This window comes from Kineococcus sp. NBC_00420 (assembly GCF_036021035.1).
In the GTDB taxonomy this organism is placed as follows: domain Bacteria; phylum Actinomycetota; class Actinomycetes; order Actinomycetales; family Kineococcaceae; genus Kineococcus.
In genome coordinates this window covers 2,026,453-2,045,204 of sequence record NZ_CP107930.1, presented here as the reverse complement: position 1 = coordinate 2,045,204, position 18,752 = coordinate 2,026,453, and the positions used below count along the sequence as shown (strand labels likewise).

General features: G+C 72.1%; 19 protein-coding genes. 12 read left to right on the top strand and 7 right to left on the bottom strand.

Annotated elements, in window-relative coordinates; all coding sequences use genetic code 11:
- Positions 1–170 precede the first annotated feature (170 nt).
- From OG218_RS09990 to OG218_RS09960, 7 genes are all read left to right on the top strand, one after another.
- The gene (locus tag OG218_RS09990) at positions 171–1,073 is read left to right on the top strand and encodes a TIM barrel protein (protein WP_328293065.1); all 903 of its coding nucleotides are present in this window, start codon (positions 171–173) and stop codon (positions 1,071–1,073) included.
- A gap of 191 nt (positions 1,074–1,264) precedes the next feature.
- Positions 1,265–2,245 carry an ABC transporter permease gene (locus OG218_RS09985; RefSeq protein WP_380162386.1) on the top strand — a complete coding sequence of 327 codons (981 nt, stop codon included), beginning with the start codon at positions 1,265–1,267 and terminating at the stop codon, positions 2,243–2,245.
- A 5-nt stretch (positions 2,246–2,250) separates the two neighbouring features.
- Positions 2,251–3,078 (top strand): ATP-binding cassette domain-containing protein, encoded by an 828-nt coding sequence (locus tag OG218_RS09980; protein WP_328293063.1) that lies wholly within the window; start codon positions 2,251–2,253, stop codon positions 3,076–3,078.
- Between the two features lie 41 nt (positions 3,079–3,119).
- Positions 3,120–4,178 carry a Gfo/Idh/MocA family protein gene (locus OG218_RS09975; RefSeq protein WP_328293062.1) on the top strand — a complete coding sequence of 353 codons (1,059 nt, stop codon included), beginning with the start codon at positions 3,120–3,122 and terminating at the stop codon, positions 4,176–4,178.
- A gap of 47 nt (positions 4,179–4,225) precedes the next feature.
- Positions 4,226–5,080, top strand: coding sequence for a sugar phosphate isomerase/epimerase family protein (locus OG218_RS09970; protein ID WP_442906482.1), 855 nt, complete (start codon positions 4,226–4,228; stop codon positions 5,078–5,080).
- 145 nt (positions 5,081–5,225) lie between these two features.
- Positions 5,226–6,227, top strand: coding sequence for a substrate-binding domain-containing protein (locus OG218_RS09965; protein WP_328293060.1), 1,002 nt, complete (start codon positions 5,226–5,228; stop codon positions 6,225–6,227).
- Between the two features lie 118 nt (positions 6,228–6,345).
- The gene (locus OG218_RS09960; RefSeq protein ID WP_328293059.1) at positions 6,346–7,257 is read left to right on the top strand and encodes an NAD-dependent epimerase/dehydratase family protein; all 912 of its coding nucleotides are present in this window, start codon (positions 6,346–6,348) and stop codon (positions 7,255–7,257) included.
- Positions 7,258–7,341: 84 nt separating this feature from the next.
- Here the strand turns inward: OG218_RS09960 and OG218_RS09955 are convergent, their stop codons facing one another.
- A complete protein-coding gene (locus OG218_RS09955; RefSeq protein ID WP_328293058.1) occupies positions 7,342–8,082 on the bottom strand; it encodes an SDR family oxidoreductase in 741 nt (246 codons plus the stop codon).
- A 116-nt stretch (positions 8,083–8,198) separates the two neighbouring features.
- Here OG218_RS09955 and sigJ point away from each other — a divergent pair, with 116 nt between their 5' ends.
- Positions 8,199–9,200: an RNA polymerase sigma factor SigJ gene (sigJ, locus tag OG218_RS09950; RefSeq protein WP_328293057.1), complete on the top strand. Its 1,002-nt coding sequence runs from the start codon at positions 8,199–8,201 to the stop codon at positions 9,198–9,200.
- On the opposite strand, the gene OG218_RS09945 is transcribed toward sigJ, so the two are convergent.
- From OG218_RS09945 to OG218_RS09930, 4 genes are read right to left on the bottom strand one after another with little or no spacing between them, the layout of a single operon-like run.
- A complete protein-coding gene (locus tag OG218_RS09945; protein ID WP_328293056.1) occupies positions 9,093–10,007 on the bottom strand; it encodes an NAD-dependent epimerase/dehydratase family protein in 915 nt (304 codons plus the stop codon). The genes sigJ and OG218_RS09945 overlap by 108 nt on opposite strands.
- Before the next feature lie 11 nt (positions 10,008–10,018).
- Positions 10,019–10,459, bottom strand: coding sequence for a MerR family transcriptional regulator (locus OG218_RS09940; RefSeq protein ID WP_328293055.1), 441 nt, complete (start codon positions 10,457–10,459; stop codon positions 10,019–10,021).
- A gap of 43 nt (positions 10,460–10,502) precedes the next feature.
- Positions 10,503–11,711: an FAD-binding domain-containing protein gene (locus OG218_RS09935; RefSeq protein ID WP_328293054.1), complete on the bottom strand. Its 1,209-nt coding sequence runs from the start codon at positions 11,709–11,711 to the stop codon at positions 10,503–10,505.
- Positions 11,712–11,759: 48 nt separating this feature from the next.
- Positions 11,760–12,797 (bottom strand): LacI family DNA-binding transcriptional regulator, encoded by a 1,038-nt coding sequence (locus OG218_RS09930; RefSeq protein ID WP_328293053.1) that lies wholly within the window; start codon positions 12,795–12,797, stop codon positions 11,760–11,762.
- Between the two features lie 86 nt (positions 12,798–12,883).
- Between OG218_RS09930 and OG218_RS09925 the strand changes: the two genes are divergently transcribed.
- Both OG218_RS09925 and OG218_RS09920 read left to right on the top strand, forming a co-directional pair.
- On the top strand, positions 12,884–13,816 hold the full coding sequence (locus OG218_RS09925; RefSeq protein ID WP_328293052.1) for a sugar phosphate isomerase/epimerase family protein: 933 nt from the start codon (positions 12,884–12,886) through the stop codon (positions 13,814–13,816).
- Between the two features lie 5 nt (positions 13,817–13,821).
- The gene (locus tag OG218_RS09920) at positions 13,822–14,820 is read left to right on the top strand and encodes a Gfo/Idh/MocA family oxidoreductase (RefSeq protein WP_328293051.1); all 999 of its coding nucleotides are present in this window, start codon (positions 13,822–13,824) and stop codon (positions 14,818–14,820) included.
- 89 nt (positions 14,821–14,909) lie between these two features.
- Here the strand turns inward: OG218_RS09920 and OG218_RS09915 are convergent, their stop codons facing one another.
- Both OG218_RS09915 and OG218_RS09910 read right to left on the bottom strand, forming a co-directional pair.
- Complete coding sequence (locus OG218_RS09915; protein WP_328293050.1) at positions 14,910–15,908, bottom strand: sugar phosphate isomerase/epimerase family protein; 999 nt, start codon at positions 15,906–15,908, stop codon at positions 14,910–14,912.
- 13 nt (positions 15,909–15,921) lie between these two features.
- Positions 15,922–17,142: a Gfo/Idh/MocA family protein gene (locus tag OG218_RS09910; RefSeq protein ID WP_328293049.1), complete on the bottom strand. Its 1,221-nt coding sequence runs from the start codon at positions 17,140–17,142 to the stop codon at positions 15,922–15,924.
- Positions 17,143–17,276: 134 nt separating this feature from the next.
- On the opposite strand from OG218_RS09910, the gene OG218_RS09905 reads away from it, so the two are divergent.
- Both OG218_RS09905 and OG218_RS09900 read left to right on the top strand, forming a co-directional pair.
- Complete coding sequence (locus tag OG218_RS09905) at positions 17,277–18,290, top strand: LacI family DNA-binding transcriptional regulator (protein WP_328293048.1); 1,014 nt, start codon at positions 17,277–17,279, stop codon at positions 18,288–18,290.
- Positions 18,291–18,315: 25 nt separating this feature from the next.
- The gene (locus tag OG218_RS09900) at positions 18,316–18,705 is read left to right on the top strand and encodes a tautomerase family protein (protein WP_328293047.1); all 390 of its coding nucleotides are present in this window, start codon (positions 18,316–18,318) and stop codon (positions 18,703–18,705) included.
- Positions 18,706–18,752 lie beyond the last annotated feature (47 nt).

Genomic DNA, 18,752 nt, shown 5'->3' with positions numbered 1-18,752 from the left:
ACGTTCGTCGTCCGGGCCCCGGTGGGGCCGGGTGCCGCTTCTCCTGAGGTCGCGGAGAGGTAAGTATGTAACGACAATCGCTTGACAGTTCGCGCGTTCACGCGCGACAGTTTCCGCAGTCGCCCTCCCCGCCGGGACGGCGACGCACGACGACGTGGAGGAACTTCCCCATGGGCCGCACCCCGACAACAGGCGCCGTGACCATCGGCACCGCTCCGGACTCCTGGGGCGTCTGGTTCGCCGAGGACCCGCTGCAGACCCCAGCCGCCCGCTTCCTCGACGAGGTCGTCGACGCCGGCTACGAGTGGATCGAGCTGGGGCCGTACGGCTACCTCCCGACCGACCCCGCCGAACTCTCCGACGAGCTCGAGAAGCGCCGGCTCAAGGTGTCCGCCGGCACGATCTTCGCCGCCCTGCACCGCCCCGACCACTACGACGAGGCGTGGGCGCAGGTCGAGCAGGTCGCCAAGCTCACCCAGGCCATGGGCGGCACCCACCTCGTGGTGATCCCCGGCCAGTGGCGCAGCGACAAGACCGGCGAGCAGATCGAACCGCGCGAACTCGACGAGGACGGCTGGGCCCGCCTCGCCGCCGGCATGGACCGCCTCGGCCGGGACGTGCGCAACGGCTACGGCCTGCAGATCGCGGTCCACTCCCACGCCGACACCCACATCGACACCCACGCCGAGGTCGACCGGTTCCTCGAACTGACCGACCCCGACGTGGTGAAGCTCTGCCTCGACACCGGGCACGTGTCGTACTCCGGTGGCGACAACCTGAAGATCATCGCCGACCACCCCGACCGGATCGCCTACGTCCACCTCAAGCAGGTGGACCCGGCGATCGTCGCCAGGGTGAAGGCCGAGGACCTCCCGTTCGGCGAGGCCGTCAAGCTGGGCGCCATGGTCGAGCCGCCGCACGGGATCCCGGCCATGCCGCCGATCCTCGAGGCGCTCGAGGGCCTCGGCCGCGACCTCTTCGCGATCGTCGAGCAGGACCTCTACCCGGTGGCCTTCGACGCACCCCTGCCGATCGCCACCCGCACCCGCACGTACCTCAACTCCTGCCGCTAGACCTTCGCCGTTCGAACGTCGGATCGGCTCGGCACACCAGAGAGGAACGGATCGATGGAGATTCGCACTGCGACGGGGAGCGTGACCCCGTGAGTCACAGCGTGCAGAGCGCCACGGGACAGGAACCCCCGACCACGCACTCGGGGGGGAAGGCCACCTCGGCCGACGACCGCGTCCAGCGCCGATCGGCGCTGGCCTCGCTGGTCTCCCGTCCCGAGATCGGGTCGCTCATCGGAGCGATCGCCCTGCTCGTGCTGTTCCTCGCCGTGGCCCCGACGCTGCGTTCGGGCGCGAGCATCTTCACCGTGCTCTACTCCAGCTCCACGATCGGCATCATGGCCGTCAGCGTGGCGCTGCTGATGATCGGCGGGGAGTTCGACCTCTCCGCCGGTGTCGCGGTGACGACGGCGTCGTTGACGGCGGCGACCACGGCCTACCAGCTGCACCTGAACATCTGGGTCGGCGTGCTGATCTCGCTCGTCGTGGCCCTGGCCGTCGGTCTCTTCAACGGCTGGCTCTTCGTGCGGACGGGGTTGCCGAGCTTCATCATCACCCTCGGGTCGTTCTTCATGCTGACCGGTCTGAACCTGGGCGTGACGAAGGTCGTCTCCGGCGGGGTGTCCTCGCCGACGATCACCGACATGGCCGGGTACTCCTCGGCCAGGGCGTTCTTCAACTACTCCCTGCCGGTGGGCAACGGGCTGCGGGTGCCGATCATCTTCTGGGTCGTCCTCGTGGTCGTGGCGACGTGGATCCTGCTGCGGACCCGGGTCGGGAACTGGATCTTCGCCGCCGGCGGGGACCCGGCCGCGGCCCGCGCGGTCGGTGTCCCGGTGAAGGCGGTGAAGATCGGCCTGTTCATGGGCGTCGGGTTCACGGCGTGGCTGCTGGGGATGCACAACCTGTTCGCCTACTCCAACGTCCAGTCGGGCAACGGCGTCGGCAACGAACTGTTCTACATCATCGCGGCCGTCGTCGGCGGTTGCCTGATGACCGGTGGGTACGGCTCCGCGATCGGTGCCGCGATCGGCGCGCTGATCTACGGGGTCGTCACCAACGGCATCGTCTACGCGGGGTGGAACGCGGACTGGAACAAGCTGTTCCTGGGCGCGATGCTCGTCATCGCGACCGTGGTCAACCTCGTGGTGAAGAACCAGGCGGCGAAGAGGTGAACGCGATGACAGGTTCCGACAGCGGCCAGCAGGCTCCCAACCAGGAGATCCTGCGCCTGGACGACGTGGGCAAGAAGTACGGCAACGTGCACGCGCTCCGGGGCGTCACGTTGTCCGTGCGCCAGGGCGAGATCACCTGCGTGCTGGGGGACAACGGCGCCGGGAAGTCCACGCTCATCAAGATCATCGCCGGGTTGCACACGCACTCCGACGGGGTCCTCACCGTGAACGGTGAGGAGGTGCACTTCTCCTCCCCGCGCGACTCGCTGGAACGGGGCATCGCGACGGTCTACCAGGACCTGGCGCTGGTGCCGCTGATGTCGATCTGGCGCAACTTCTTCCTCGGTCAGGAGATGCGCAAGGGCTGGGGTCCCTTCGCCAGCCTGGACGTGAAGTCGATGGTGCGGATCACCGGCGAGGAACTGACCAAGATGGGCATCTCGGTGCCCGACCTGGACCGGCCGGTGGGGGCGCTCTCCGGGGGGCAGCGCCAGTGCATCGCGATCGCCCGGGCGATCTACTTCGGGGCGAAGGTGCTGATCCTGGACGAGCCGACGGCCGCGCTGGGCGTCAAGCAGTCCGGGGTGGTGCTCAAGTACGTCGCGAAGGCCCGTGACGCGGGACTCGGGGTCATCTTCATCACCCACAACCCCCACCACGCGTACCTCGTCGGCAACCACTTCGTGATCCTCAACCGCGGCAACGTGTCCCTGGACTCCTCCCGCGCGGAGATCTCGCTGGACCAGCTGACCAACGAGATGGCCGGGGGCGCCGAGCTCGAAGCCCTCAGCCACGAACTGTCGGCCGTCACCGCGGCGACCGACAAGCTCTGACCCCGAACACCCCGCAGCACGAGAAGGAGAGACGACCCGTCATGAGCACCTCGACCACCACCGCCCTGGAACCGGACAGCGCCCGGGCGGGCTACGACCGGGACCGCGCCGTGCGGGTCGCCGTGCTCGGGGTCGGCATGATGGGCCAGGACCACGCCCGGCGGTTGGCGACGCTGACCGCGGGCGCGGAACTGGTCGCCGTCAGCGACGTCGACGCGGCGCGGACCGACGCCGTGGCCGCCGAGTTCGGGGTCCGGGCCATCCACGACCCGAAGGCCGCGATCCTCGACCCCGAGGTCGACGCCATCGTCATCGCCACCCCGGGTTTCACCCACGAGGACCTCGTGCTGGTGGCCCTCGAGGCCGGCAAGCCCGTCCTCTGCGAGAAGCCCCTCACGACCTCGCCGGAGACGTCGCGGCGGATCGTCGAGGCCGAGGCGGCCCTGGGTCGCCCGCTCGTGCAGGTCGGTTTCATGCGTCGCTTCGACGCCGGGTACCAGCAGCTGCGGGGGCTCGTCGAGTCCGGTGAGTACGGCCGGACGCTGTTCCTGCACTGCGCCCACCGCAACGCGACGACCCCGCCGAACTTCTCCTCCGAGATGCTCATCCTCGACTCCGTCGTGCACGAGGTCGACATCGCCCGCTACCTGACGGGGGAGGAGATCGTGGCCATCCGCGTCATCGCGCCGCGGTCGACGAGCGCCGCCCCCGAAGGGCTGCGGGACCCGCAGTTCGTCATCATGGAGACCGAGTCCGGGATCCTCGTGGACGTCGAGATCTTCGTGAACACCACCTTCGGCTACGAGGTGCGCACCGAACTCGTCGCCGAGAAGGGGCAGGCGCGCATCGGCCTGCCCGAGGGCATGGTCACCCAGTCCGGCCAGGGCTGGGGTGGCAGCATCCCCAAGGACTTCAAGGAACGGTTCGGCGCCGCCTACGACGTGGAGTTCCAGCGCTGGATCGATGCCGTCCGCTCCGGGGCGAACGTCGACGGGCCGGGTGTCTGGGACGGCTATGCGGCGGCCGCGGTGTGCGCAGCCGGGGTGGAGTCCCTGCGCACCGGGGAGCGCGTCGAGGTCGACCTGGGGGCGAAACCGTGAGCCTGGCTCCCGGGTTCGTCGCCGACGCCGTACCGCGCAACGCGGACCTGCAGATCGCGCTCGACACCTACATGTTCCGCGAGGTGCCGCTGCTGGACCTCCCCGGACTGGTCGCCGACCTCGGCTACGAGTGGATCGAGCTCTCGCCGCGCGAGGACTTCATCCCCTTCTTCCGCCACCCGCGGGTCGACCTCGCGACCGTCCGGAAGTTCCGGTCCGCCCTGGACGCGGCCGGGGTCGGGGTGGCCTCCACGCAGTTCGTCCAGCGCTGGTCCGGTCCGGGTGAGGACGAGCGCAAGCAGGCCGTGCGCAACGTGGAGCGCATCCTCGAGGTGACGAGCGAGCTCGGCGTCCCCGTGGTGCAGAGCGAGTTCAACGGTCGCCCGGAACTCCCCGAGGCCAGCGAGGCGCGGTTCTTCGACTCCCTCGAGGAACTGCTCCCGCACTTCGAGGAGAAGGGCGTCGAACTGCGCCTCGAACCGCACCCCGACGACTTCGTCGAGGACGGCTACCGGGCCGTCGACCTCGTCCGGGGTCTGGACCAGCCCTGGATCGGGTTCGTCTACTGCACCCCGCACACCTACCACCAGGGCGGCGACGGCCCGGGGATCATCCGCTACGCGGGTGACCTGGTCCGCCACGTCCACGTGGCGGACAGCTTCGACTTCCGGGCCTCCAGCGGGTTGCGCTACATCGTCAACCCGCCGGGTTCCACCGCACGGATCCACCAGCACCTGAACATCGGCGAGGGTGAGGTCGACTTCGACGGCATCTTCTCCGCTCTGGGTGAGGTCGGGTTCTCCGGAGCCCTCTGCTCCAGCGTCTTCGCCTGGGAGGAGAAGGCCGAGGAGTCCAGCCGCTCCATGCGCCAGCGGATCCAGGAGTTCGTCGACCGCTGGTGATCGACCGGTGACCCACCCACCCGGGTGGGTCACCCCACGGATGCACCGCCCGGCCCGGCCGTCGGCGCAGGTGAGCACGACCAACAGGCCGGACTGAGTCACCCGCACGGTGCGGGTGACGCCTGTCGACGAGGATGGGAACGACATGAAGACGTCTCGTGGAGGACTCCGCACCGCAGCAGTTCTGGCGGTCGCGGCGCTCGGGCTGGCGGCCTGCAGCAGCACCGGTGGAGCCGAGAAGAGCGGTGACGACGCCAGTGGCGGCGCCGTCGCCAGCACGCCGAAGTTCAAGGTCGCCCTGATCACGCACGCTTCGGCGGGTGACACCTTCTTCGACATCATCCGCAAGGGGGCCGACGCCGCCGCGGCCAAGGACAACATCACCTACCAGTACTCCAACAACGACAACGCGGCGCAGCAGGCGACGCTCATCCAGAACGCCGTCGACTCCAAGGTCGACGCCATCGCGGTCTCGATGCCGAACGCCTCGGCCCTCACGACCGCACTGGCGAACGCCAAGGCCGCGGGCATCCCCGTCGTCGCGTTCAACGCGGGGTTCAACGACTGGCAGTCCGTCGGGGCCATCGGGTACTTCGGTCAGGACGAGTCCATCGCCGGCAAGGCGGCGGGCGCGCGCCTGGGCACCGACGGCGCGAAGAAGGTCCTCTGCGTCATCCAGACCCAGGGACAGGTCCAGCTCGAGGACCGCTGCAAGGGCGTGGCCGCGGGCCTCGGTGGGGCCGGCTCGGTGGAGAACATCTACGTCAACGGCACGGACTCCTCGGCGGTGCAGACGACCCTGACCGCCAAGCTCCAGCAGGACTCGTCCATCGACCACGTCATCACCCTGGGCGCTCCGATCGCGCTGATCGCCACCCAGTCGATCGCGGAGGCGGGCAGCTCGGCCAAGCTGGCGACGTTCGACACCAACGCCGAGCTCGTCCAGGCCATCGTGGATAAGAAGGTCGAGTGGGCCGTCGACCAGCAGCCCTACCTGCAGGGGTACGAGGCGATCGACTCGCTCTGGCTGTACCTGAACAACGCCAACACCATCGGCGGTGGGCAGGCGACGCTGACCGGGCCCGCGTTCATCGACTCCAGCAACATCGACGCGGTGTCGAAGTACGCGAAGGCCGGCACGCGCTGACCTGACGCGCACCGGACCACCCGGACCCCGGCAGGGTTTCCCTGCCGGGGTCCTTCCGCGTCCGGGGTCGGCGGGAGTTCGGCCTGGCGCAACGCGAGATGGGTGGTTGGCTGGTCCCATGCGCATCTTCTTCACCGGCGGCAGTGGCAAGGCCGGACACCACGTCGCCCCGTTCCTGGCCTCCCAGGGCCACCAGGTCACCAACGCCGACCTCACCCCGCTGCGCCACCCCGACGTCACCGACCTGCGCGTCGACCTGACCGACGCCGGCCAGGTCTACTCCGCGATGGCGGGGGTGCCGACGATGGCCGACCTCGACGAGCTGGGCCCGGCCGCGGCCGAGGGTTCGGCCTACGACGCCGTCGTCCACTTCGCGGCGATCCCCGCGATCCTCATCGCCCCGGACGCCACGACGTTCGCGACGAACATCCTGGCGCACTACAACGTGCTGGAGGCCGCGACCCGGCTCGGCATCCGCAAGGTGGTCTTCGCCTCCTCGGAGACGACCTACGGCATCTGCTTCGCCCGCGGCGAGCGCAAACCGCTGTACCTGCCCGTCGACGAAGACCACCCCGTCGTCCCGGAGGACTCCTACGCGATGTCCAAGGTGGCGGGGGAGGTCGTCTCGCGCTCCTTCCAGGCCCGGACCGGCGCGGACGTCTACGGCTTCCGGATCAACAACGTCATCGAGCCCCACGAGTACGCCGAGAAGTTCCCGCCCTTCCTGGCGGACCCGGCGTTGCGCCGGCGCAACATCTTCTCCTACATCGACACCCGCGACCTGGGGCAGATGACCCTGCGCGCACTCGAGACCGACGGCCTCGGGTTCGAGGTGTTCAACGTGGCCAACGCCGACACGTCCGTCGCGGCGAGCACCCAGGAGCTCCTCGACACCTTCTACGAAGGGGTCGAGGTCCGCGGAGAACTGGGGCGGAACGAGACCCTCTACAGCATCGACAAGGCGCGCCGACTGCTCGGTTACGAGCCGCAGCACTCCTGGCGCGACGTGCTGCCCGACCCGCGGGCGTGATGCCGGGGTCAGTCCCCGTCCAACTCCTGGGAGGATTTCCACCCTTCTGAGCCGCGGGAAGGGTGGAAAGTTCCCCAGGAGTCGTCAGAGGCGGGCGATCCACTGGGTGAAGGTCTGCCGCCCCCGGTCGGCGTCGGGACCGGGCAGGATCGTCCCGTCCCGCAACGCCTTCCCGAACCCGCCCGGCAGCGGTACCGCGACCACCGGCCCCCTGCGGCCGGTGGCGCGGGCGTAGTCGCGGACCATGTCGACCATCCGCAGGACCTCCGGTCCACCGAGGTCGCGCACGCGCCCGGCGGCTCCCTTTCCCGCGAGTTCGACGAGCCGTTCACCGACCTCCCGCGCCGCGACGGGTCGTGACCGCATGACGGGGACGAGGTTCAGGGGACCGATCGTCGCCTGACCCAGGACCTGCCCGACGAACTCGTGGAACTGCGTGGCCCGCAGGACGGTCCACGGGACCCGCGCCTGCGCCAGGAGTTCCTCCTGCAGGGCCTTGCCGGTGTAGTAGCCGAACGGTGCTCGCTCGACGCCGACGATGGACAGCGCCACGTGGTGCCCGACCCCGGCGGTCTCCTCCGCACGCAGCAGGTTCCTCGTCACCGCGCCGAAGAACTGCCGCGAGGTGTCCGCGGACCGCGTCCCGACCGAGGAGACGTCGACGACGACGTCGGCCCCCTCCAGCGCGGGTCGCAGGCCCGATCCGGTGACGAGGTCGACGCCGGTGGCCCGCGACAGGACGACGGTGTCGTGCCCGTGCTCCCGGGCCACGTCCACGACGTGGCGTCCGACGGTGCCGGTTCCTCCGGCGACGGCGATCTTCACGGGCTGACCTCCTGGGACGGTGTGTTCACGTCCTCCTGACGACGCGGCGGGCCGGAGTGTGAGGTGGCCCGGCGACCGGGCAGGCTGTCCGCTCACGAGGAGCGGGAGGAGCCGGCATGGACGAGGTCCCCGGGGAGCGTCGGCGGCTGGTGTCGTTGGCCTACCGGATGCTCGGCACGATCGCGGAGGCCGAGGACGCCGTCCAGGAGACCTACGTCCGCTGGTACCACCTGGGCGACGCCGAACGGGCCGTGATCGGGAACCCGCAGGGGTGGCTGACGCGGGTCGCGAGCCGGGTGTGCCTGGACGTCCTGGGGTCCGCCCGGTACCGGCGCGAGCGCTACGTCGGCGAGTGGTTGCCGGAACCCGTTCCGGCGCAGCTCTTCCCAGGACCGAACCCCGCGACGGGCGACCCGTTGGACCGCGTCACCCTCGACGAGTCCGTCAGCACCGCTCTCCTCGTCGTCATGGAGGCCATGACCCCGGCCGAGCGGGTCGCCTTCGTCCTGCACGACGTCTTCGCGATGCCCTTCCCCGAGATCGCCCTGGTCGTCGGGCGCACGCCGGCCGCGGTGCGCCAACTCGCGTCGTCGGCCCGGCGGCGGGTGCGCGAGCACGACGCCGTCGGGGGTGACCGGCGCGAGCACGACGCCGTCGTCCGGGCCTTCGTGCGGGCGGCGGGGACCGGCGACCTCGCCATGCTCGCGGCCCTGCTCGACCCGTCCGTCGTGCTGCGCTCCGACGGCGGCGGTGTCGTCAGCGCGGCCCGACGTCCCGTGGTCGGCATCGACGCCGTCGCGCGGTTCCTGCTCGGCATCGCCCGCAAGAACCCCGGGATGGCCTTCGCCGAGGAGATCACCGGAGACGGGCTCGCCTACCGCGTCGACGACGGGCCCGGCGTCCGCGCCGTGCTGAACCTCCGGGTCCGGGTCGGGCTGGTCACCGACGTCTGGATCCAGATGAACCCCGGCAAGCTCGGAACCTGGGCGGTCCCCGCCGACGCGGGCCGACTACCGGAGGCTGTCGACGGTGTCCAGAACGGTGGCGACGCCGTCCCGCGGCTGCCAGCCGAGCACCGTGCGGGCCGCCTCGGTGGAGACGACCGGCGAACCCGGTAGGTCGAGGCCCGGTGCGGCGCGGTCGAGCACGACGCGGGTCAGCCACTCGAGCGTCACGGCCGGGCCGGCGCTCGCCAGGAACCTGCGCCCGCGCGCTGCCGGATCGTCCAGGGCGCGCACGTGCAGGTCGACGACGTCGCGCACGTCGACGATCCCGAACGCCCGTCCGGGGTCGGGCACGGACCGGCCCGCGAGCACCGCGGCGACCATCGCGACCGAGGCCGAGAGGCGCGGGGACAGCGTCGGGCCGAAGATCCCGGTCGGGTTCACCACGGCCAGTTCCGGTCCGCCGTCGGCCACGAACGCCCACGCAGCCCGTTCGGCCAGCGCCTTGGACCGGACGTAGGGCGGGGCGGTGACGTCGTCACCGTCCGTCCAGTCCGCTTCGGTGAACGGTCCCCCGCTGCTGCGGGAGTAGCCGACCGCCGCGAACGACGACGTCAGGACGACCCGGCGGACGCCCTGCGCGCGGGCGGCGCGCAGGACGCGGAGTGCGCCCTCGCGGGCCGGGCGGATGACGTCGTCAGGGTCCTCGGGTTGTTGCGACGGGAAGGGCGAGGCGTGGTGCAGGACCCCGTCCGCACCCGCCAGTGCCTCGTTCCAGCCGTCGTCGACGTCGAGGGTCGCCGTCGCGAACTCCAGCGCCGTCGCGTCGACGCCGGCCCGGTCCACCGCCGCGAGCACGACGTCCTTCCCCTCCGGGCCACGGACGAGCGCCCGGACGCGTTCGCCGTCGGCGAGCAGGCGGACGAGCGAGTGGTTCCCGACGTGACCGGTCGCCCCGGTCACCACGATGGTGCGGTCCACGGTGTTCTCCTTCAGAATCTGGTGAGGACCTCGGTCACGGCGGCGACGGCGCGCCGTTCGGCGTCGGCGTCCCCGCGCACCCGGGCGTCCCACAGGTCGGTCTTGCGGTGCAGGTACTCGGCGCGGACCCGGAGCCGGGCGATCTCGGCCTCGACGCGTGCCGCCTGCGCACTGAACAGGTCACGTTGCGCGGCAGCGGATTCCGCGTCACCACGCGCGAGCAGGTCGAGGTAGCGGCGCAGGTCGGCGACTCCGACGCCGGCCGAGCGCAGGCAGGCCAGCGCCTCGATCCGGGCGGCCGTGGCCTCGTCGTAGCGTCGGTGCCCGCTGTCGACGTCGCGCGGGACCGGGCCGAGCAGGCCGATCTTCTCGTAGTAGCGGAGCGTGGGTTCGCTGAAACCCGACCGTGCCGCCATCTCGGCGATGCCCAGGTCGTCGACTCGTGTGCGCACGAGGAGATCCTGCGCGCCCTCGAGCGCTTGAGGTCAAGCGTCCTCAGCCCGCCGAACGTGCCCACGCGCTGAACGAGCGCAAGGACCCCGAACCGGGTCGGCGCAGCCACGGCCACGGGTGGCGGGCGACGACGTCCGCCCGCGCCGACCGGCGGGCGAACCCGGGGACGGGGGCGTGGGTGACGGCCAGACGGCGTCCGGCCAGTTCCACCACGGGGTCGCCGAGGTGCACGTCGCAGCCGAGTTCCGCCAGGGTCTCGGCGAGGAAGACGAGTCGCTTGCCGGACAACCGCAGGCGGGCCAGCAACGGCTCGTCGAACACGAAGACCGCGGGGAGGTCCGGGTGGGCGAGCAGGGCCGGGTCGGTGTCCCCGAGGGACTCCGCCGTCAACCAGACCGTGTCGGGTTCCCCGGTGACCTCCGGTGACCGGGGGCCGGCGTCGGTGGGACCGCCCGCCAGCGCGTCCGGGGTCTCGGCGCGGGGACCGGCCTCGGTGTCCGGCCACTCCTGGACGGGACAGGCCCGCTGCAGGGGGCAGCTGCGGCACAGACCGGGGGCGCGCTTCTCGACCTGCCAGCGGCTGAAGCCGTAGACCTTGCCCGTCCCGGTCCCGACCGCCCACTGCCAGCCGAGACGGTTGGCGGCCTGGGAACCGTCGAGCAGGTGGCGGTACATCTCCTGCGCGCCCTCGCGCCAGTCCGCCCCGGCCCGCACCGACCACTGCGACGCCAGCCACATCCGGGTCTGGTTCACCAGCCAGCCGTCCTCGTGCAGTTCCGCGGTGGTCGCCGCGACGCAGGCCATGTCCTGCGGCCAGGGTTCACGGGGCCAGGCCTGCGCCGGGACGGGAGCCTCGAAGCGCAGGGCGTCCGCCGTCCGGTGGCCGAGGCGCGCGTAGAGGTGGCGGGCGTACTCCTGCCAGAGCAGCTCGTCGCGGAACTTCGAGCGGTCCCGGGCCGGTGCGTCGGCGGCCGCCGCCCACACGGCGGGCAGGGGGAGGAGGCCGTGGCGGATGTAGGGGGAGAGCCGCGTCGCGCCGCGGCGCTCCCGCGGGAACACCTCGTTGCGGCGGGCGGCGTAACCGGTCAGGTCCAGCGTGGCGAGGGCGGTGTCGGCGGCGGTCTGCCCGCCGCGCACCGGCGAGACCGGTACCGCCTCGTCCGGGGCCTCGCAGGTCAGGTGCCCGAGGTGGGTGGCGACCCAGGCGCGCACGGCGTCGCGCTCGGTCGGCGGGGGAGGCAGGAGGGGCACCGGCCCATCGTCGCCCCGGCGGGCGGGGTCGGCACCCGGCGCCGCGGTTCAGTCGGTGGTCGCCGGTGCGGGCCCCGTCGTCCGGCGGACCGCGAGCGTGGCGGCGACCCGGTGCACGCGGCCCCCCTGGCCGGCGCCGGCGAGGCGTTCGGTGACGAAACGTCCGCTCTGGACGCCGATGGCGAAGGTCCCGTTGTCGACCGACGTCAGGGACAGGTGGCGGATGGCGGCGAGGTAGGTGTTGTCGTAGCCGATGACCGACAGCTCCCCGGGAACGCTGAGCCCCAGGTCGTGCGCCGCCGACAGGGTGCCGATGGCCGCCAGGTCGTTGTAGGCGAAGATCGCGGTCGGGCGCTCACGGCTCTCGAGGACCCGCCGGGCGGCGGCGTACCCGCTCTCCTCGCCCGTGCCGCCGGCTACGACCACCGCCGTGAGGCCGGCATCTGCGAGGGTCCGCTCGAACCCCTGGGCGCGCAGCGAACCCACCCGTCCCGGGCCGCGCAGGTGCACGATCCGGCGGTGACCGAGGTCGAGCAGGTGCCGGGTCGCGCCGGCCGCGCCGGCCTCGTCGTCGTTGACCACCACGTCGGCGTCCAGGTCGCCCGGTTCGTAGGTCCCGGCGAGCACGATCGGCACGTCGGCGCTCGCGGCCCGGCGCAGCTCGTCGTCGTCGTCGGTGGTGCCGACGACGACGACCGCGTCGACCCGCTGCGAGCGCAGCTGGTCCACCGCCGAGCGCCCGACCCGCCGGGAGGTGAAGGAGTCGGCGAGCACGGGCGCCAGCCCGGCCCCGTCGAGGGAGGCGGTCAGACCGGCGAGGAGCTCGACGAACCAGGGGTTGCGCAGGTCGTTGAGCAGGACCCCGACCGTGCCCGACCGCGGCTGGGCCAGCGCCCGGGCCAGCCGGTTCGGGTGGTAGCCGAGCTCCTCCGCCGCCTGCCGCACCGAGGCGCGGCGGGCCTCGCTCACGCCGGGGTCCCCGCGCAGCGCCAGGGAGGCCAGCGACTTCGACACCCCGGCCTGCTCGGCCACGTCCCGGATCGTGGGCATCCGCGGTGCCGGCGTGCGTCCGTCGCGGTGTTCCACGGAGGCAGCTTAGGGGTAGGCGCCGCAATTGCTGGACGCTATTCTGGACCGGTCCACACCTGTCCAGTCGCTCAGCGAGGAGCACCGTGTCCACCTCCACGACCCGCCCGGTTCCGGCGGCACCCCCGGCGTCGTCCCCGAAGTTGTCGATGAACGTCACCACCACCTTCTTCGGCAACGTCGTCCAGGACATCGCCGTCGCCCAGCAGGCCGGGTTCGGGGGCATCGAACTGCAGAGCCCCAAGCTGTACCGCTACCTCGACGCGGGTTTCTCGGTGCACACGCTGCCGCCCCTCCTGGAGGGCCTCGAGGTGACGGGCCTCGGCGCGGTCCTCGACGTCGAACGCCAGGGCGCCGCGCGGGAGGACTTCCTCGCCGAGGTGCGCCGCATGTGCTCGATCGCCGCCACGCTCGGCGCCCCGATCGTCCAGCTGTGCACGGGTCCGGTGGACGTCGGCGTGGTCAAGGACCACCGCGCGGGCACCCTGGCCGACGACGACGCCCGCTACCGCGCGACCCTGGGGATGGACGAGGCCGAGGCCGTCGCCGTCACCGCGGCGAACGTCCGCGAGGCCGCCGACATCGCCGCCGACCACGGTCTCGAGCTCTACCTCGAACCCCTCGCCTGGGCCCGGCTCAACCGCTGTCGCCACGCGCTGCGGATCATCGAGACCGCCGGGCGGCCCAACGTCGGGATCGCGCTGGACACCTGGCACTTCTGGTCCACGGGGGACACCCTCGAGGAGGTCGCCGCCCTGCCGCCGGAACTCATCAAGGCCGTCCACCTCTCCGACGGTCTCGACCTCGACCGCGAGCACGACGTCGCCGACCAGGGCGTGCACCGCAACGTCGTCATCGGCGGGGGAGCGATCCCGTTGCAGCAGTGGGTCGACGCGATCAAGTCCACCGGGTACGACGGCTGGTGGGTCTCGGAGATGTTCTCCGACCGTGCCAACGAGCACGATCCGCTGGTGGTGGCGACGACCATGCGCAACCTGCTCGCCATCCTGGTCGGCTGAGCCCCGTGCAACGCTTCGCCCTCGTCGGTGCCGGGTTCATCGGATCCGTCCACGCCCGCAACCTCGCCGCGCACCCGGACGTCGACCTCGTCCTCGTCTACGACATCGACGAGGCCCGCGCCCACGACCTCGCCCGCCGTCACGGCTCGCGGGCCGCCGGCGATCTCGGTGAGGTCTTCGACGCCGACCACGTCGACGCGGTGTTCATCGCCTCCTCCACCGACACCCACGCCCAGCACCTGCGCGCGGCCGCCGACGCCGGCCTGGCCGTCATCTGCGAGAAACCCCTCGCGCCCGACCTCGCCGCGGCGCGCGACGTCGTCGCGCACGTCCGCCGCAGCGGGGTGCCGGCCATGCTCGACTTCAACCGCCGCTTCGACCGCGACCACGCCGCGCTCCGTCGCGTGGTGGCGGAGGGGGGCGTCGGGGAGGTCGAACTCCTGCAGCTGACGTCGCGCGGCCCCTCCCTCCCGCCCATCGAGTACCTCGAGGTCTCCGGGGGTCAGTTGCGCGACCAGACCGTGCACTTCTTCGACCTCGCGCGGTGGATCAGCGGTCAGGACCCGGTCTCGGTCTCCGTCACCGGTTCCGCCCTGGCCGATCCCCGCATCGCGCGCTTCGGCGACGTCGACACCTCGGTGGCCGTGCTGACCCTGCCCTCGGGGGCGCTCGTGCAGATCGACAGCGTCCGGCGCACCGGGTACGGCTACGACGAGCGCATCGAGGTCATGGGGTCCACGGGACTGGTGGAGTCCCGGCGTCAGCACCGGGGAAACGTCGTGCACTACGGCGTAGCCGGGGTCGTCGCCGACGCGTTGCCGCCGGGCTGGTTCGAGCGGGTCGAACCGACCTACGCCGCGACGCTGGCCGCCTTCGTCGACGCGCTGGAGCGGGGGACCACCCCGCCCGTCACGCTGGAGGACGGTCTCGTGGCGCAGGCCGTGGCCGACGCGGCCACCCGCGCCCTGGTCAGCGGGCGGACGGAGACCATCGCCTATCCGTGACGAGACGCCCTGCGCGACAGGGCGCCCCGTCCGGGCCGCCGCCTCAGACCCCGGCGGCCCGGACAGGGCGCCCCGTCCGGGCCGCCGCCTCAGACCCCGGCGGCCCGGGCGGCGTCCTTGAGGACCTCCGCCGCCACCTCCAGGCCCTCGATCCGCCCGAGGGAGGTGTCCTCGTGCTCGATGTTCACGGCCATGTCCGGGTCGACCTCGTGCAGGGCGCGCAGGAACTCGGCCCAGAACGCGGTGTCGTGGCCCCTGCCGAGGGCGACGAAGTCCCACGCGGACTCCTTCGGCCACTCGTTGACCCACTCGTCGCCCCCGAGGTTCGTGCGGTCCTCGGCGGGGTCGAGGCGACGGAACCGGTTGTCCAGCACGCCGTAGACCGCGGCGGCCGGATTGATCCGCACGTCCTTGGCCGCGGCGTGGAACACCAGTGGACCGAGGTCCCGGACGACGGCGACGGGGTCCATCTGCTGCCAGAACAGGTGCGAGGCGTCGAGTTCGACGCCGAGGTGGGTCGCCCCCGTGCGTTCCAGCAGTTCGCGCAGGTTCGCCGGGTTGAAGACGGCGTTCTGCGGGTGCAGTTCCAGGGCGACCTTGACGTCGAGTTCGCGAGCGAGGGCGTCGATCTCCTTCCAGAACGGGGCGGCCACGCTCCACTGGTGCTCGATGACGTCGAGGTCGCGGGAGTTCCAGGCGTTGACGACCCAGGTGGGGCGGGTCGCCCCGGGTTCGGCGCCGGGGAGCCCCGACATGGTGACGACGCGGTGCTGGCCCAGGCGGTTCGCCAGCCGGATCGACCGGCGGACGTCCTCGGCGTGCTGGTCGCCGATGACCGGGTTCGGGTGCAGCGGGTTGCCGTTGCAGTTCAGGCCGGCGATCGAGACCCCGGTGCCCTCGAAGGTCCCGAGGAACTCGTCACGCGCGGTGTCGCTGACCAGGATGTCGTCGAAGGTGGGGATGTGGACCGGCGGCAGGAACCCGCCGGAGTTCAGTTCGATGCCCTGCAGGCCGAGGTCGGCGACGACCTGCAGCGCCTCGGGCAGGGATCGGTCGTGCAGGATCGCGTTGTAGACGCCGAGTTTCACGGTCTGCTCTCTCTCAGTCGAGGGGGACGGGTTCGCCCGTGCCGTCGGCGGCCCGGGTGACCGCCTCGAGCACGCGCAGGTTGTGCAGGCCGTGGGCCATCGGCGGCACGACGGGGAGGTCGCCGATCGGCGAGCCGACGCCGCCGGCGACCTCGTTGAGGAACGCGCGGCACTGGAAGCTGAAGAAGTCGCTCTGCCCGTGCCCGACGCCGCCGAAGTCCATCGGGAGCCCACCGGCGACGTAGGGGTGCTCGGGGCCGACGAGGACCTGACGGTAGCCGTTGACCACGCCGGGCGCGGTCGAGTCGGCGATGGTGAACTCACCGGTGCGGTTGAGGTCGAAGGCCCCCGCGCCGTGCTCGGTGAAGATCTCGAAACCCAGTCCGTTGGGCAGGCCGTGCGCGATGCGCGAGACCGAGAACGTCCCGGTCGCTCCGTTCGTGAAGGTCGCAGTGAACGTCGCCAGGTCCTCGTTCTCGACGTCCTCGAACTCGGCGCTCACCTCGGACAGGGCGTGCCCGACGACGGCGCCGACCGGTTTCGGCCGGCGCGTCGTCACCTGCGAGAACACCGTCCCCCGCACCGACTCCAGCGGCCCGCAGAAGTACTCACCGAGGTCGACCAGGTGGCTGCCGATGTCGGCGAGCGCACCGGACCCCAGACCGCCCTGGTAGCGCCAGCTGATGGGGGCGTTCGGGTTGGCCGCGTAGTCGCACCAGTAGTGGCCGTTGAAGTGGCGGACGGTCCCGAGGTGACCGTTCAGCACCTGCTCGCGCAGGGCGTTGATCGCGGGGGAGCGGCGGAAGGTGAAACCCACCGCGGCGACGAGGTCCGGGTGCTGGGCGGCGGCCGCGACCATCGCCTCCGCGTCGGTGACCGAGGGGGCCAGCGGCTTCTCGCAGAGGACGTGCTTGCCCGCGGCCAGCAGACCCTCGACGATCTCGCGGTGCAGGTGGTTGGCGACGACGACGCTGACGGCGTCGACGTCGTCGGCCTCGGCCACGGCCTGCCAGGACGTCTCGGCGCGCTCGTAGCCGTAGCGCTGCGCCGCGGCCACGGCGAACGGTTCGTGGGCGTCGGCGACGGCGACCAGGCGGACCGGCGGCAGGCCCTCGCCGTAGGAACCACCCGCGAGGGTGGAGGCGGCGCGGTAGCCGGCGAGGTGGGCGCGGCCGGCCATCCCGGCGCCGATCACGGCGACGCCGATCGGGCGGGTGGGGGAGGTGGGGGGCATCGGGCGGGCCTCTCGGGAGGGTCGCGGGTCGGCACCGGCACTGGTGCGACGTGATTTTCAAACCGGTTTGAACGACTGCCGCTAGAATCGGTTCGACCGTCCGCCGTTGTCAAGCGGGCCAGGAAGGGAGTCCGGTGTCCGCTCGACCCACGATCAAGGACGTCGCGGCCCGGGCCGGGGTGTCGAAGGGCATGGTGTCCCTCGCCCTGCGGGGGGCGCCGGGGCCCAGCGCCGAGACGGCCGCCCGCGTGCTGCGGGCGGCCGCCGACCTCGGGTACCGCGCCGACCGCGCGGCGAGCAGCCTCGCGCTGCGGCGCACCCGCCTGCTCGGGATCACCGTGGCCGTCCGCAACGCCTTCCACGCCGAGCTCGTCGAGGAGCTGCAGGACGCCGCGGAGGAGGCCGGCTACGACGTCGTGCTCGCCGCGGTGACCCGCACGCGGGGGGAGCGGGCGGCGGTCGAGACCCTGCTCGACTCCCGCTGCGAGGCGCTGCTGCTGCTCGGGCCGGAACTGCCCGGTGCGGAGCTGATGGAGCTGCGGCGACGCGTGCCCGTCGTGGTCCTGGGGCGGCGCCCGCGCCTCGCGGACCCCGGGTCGCCAGGGCCCGACGTCGTGCGTGCCTCCGACGAGGTCGGGACGCGGCTGCTGGTCGAGCACCTGGTCGGCCTGGGTCACCGGGACCTGCTGCACGTCTCCGGCGGCGCGGGGGACATCGCCGCCGACCGCCGCGCCGGGTTCGAGGCCGCCGTCGAGGCCGCCGGGGTGCGCGGGCGGGTCGTGGAGGGGGCCTTCGACGAGGAGGGCGGGGCCGCCGCCACCCGGCGGGTCCTGGGTGGGGGGTGGACGGGGACGGCGGTGGTGGCCGCCAGTGACCGGATCGCGCTCGGCGTCCTCGACGTCCTCCTGCGGGACGGGATCGCGGTCCCCGGGCGGGTGTCGGTGACCGGCTACGACGACAGCCTCCTGGCCCGGCTGGGGCACGTGCGGCTGACGTCGGTGAGCCAGGACGCGGCGGGGCAGGCGGCGTGCGCGGTGCGGGCGGCTGTGCGGCGCCTGGACGGCGAGGACGATCCGGGCCCCGCCGACGTCGTCCTCGTCCCGCGGCTGGTGGTGCGGGACACGACCGGTCCAGTCATGTCAGAATGACAGGACAAAATATCCGGAGGTTCTCGTGCCCCTGCTCCGCTTCGACCTCGTCGCCGGCCGTCGCCCCGACGAGGTCCGTACCCTGCTCGACGCCGCCCACGCCGCCGTGGTCGAGGCGTTCGGCGTCCCCGACGGCGACCGGTACCAGGTCGTCCACCAGCACCCCGAGGATGAGCTCGTCGTCCACGACACCGGCCTCGGCATCGAGCGCACCCGCGACGTCGTCGTGCTGCAGGTGACCAGTCGCCCCCGCCCGCGCGCGCAGAAGGAGGCGTTCTACCGTCTGCTCGTCGAGCAGCTGCGCACCCGCTGCGGGACCGCACCCTCCGACGTCGTCGTCTCGGTCGTGGAGAACTCCGACGCCGACTGGTCCTTCGGTCACGGCCGCGCCCAGTTCCTCACCGGGGAGCTCTGACCCGGCGCGGCGGGACGCGGCGGCGCTGGTCCCCGGGGGCGGTCGTG

Coding starts and splice junctions, on each gene's coding strand:
- OG218_RS09990 (WP_328293065.1), top strand. CDS start 171: ATGGGCCGCACCCCGACAACAGGCGCCGTGACCATCGGCACCGCTCCG.
- OG218_RS09980 (WP_328293063.1), top strand. CDS start 2,251: ATGACAGGTTCCGACAGCGGCCAGCAGGCTCCCAACCAGGAGATCCTG.
- OG218_RS09975 (WP_328293062.1), top strand. CDS start 3,120: ATGAGCACCTCGACCACCACCGCCCTGGAACCGGACAGCGCCCGGGCG.
- OG218_RS09965 (WP_328293060.1), top strand. CDS start 5,226: ATGAAGACGTCTCGTGGAGGACTCCGCACCGCAGCAGTTCTGGCGGTC.
- OG218_RS09960 (WP_328293059.1), top strand. CDS start 6,346: ATGCGCATCTTCTTCACCGGCGGCAGTGGCAAGGCCGGACACCACGTC.
- sigJ (WP_328293057.1), top strand. CDS start 8,199: ATGGACGAGGTCCCCGGGGAGCGTCGGCGGCTGGTGTCGTTGGCCTAC.
- OG218_RS09910 (WP_328293049.1), bottom strand. CDS start 17,142: ATGCCCCCCACCTCCCCCACCCGCCCGATCGGCGTCGCCGTGATCGGC.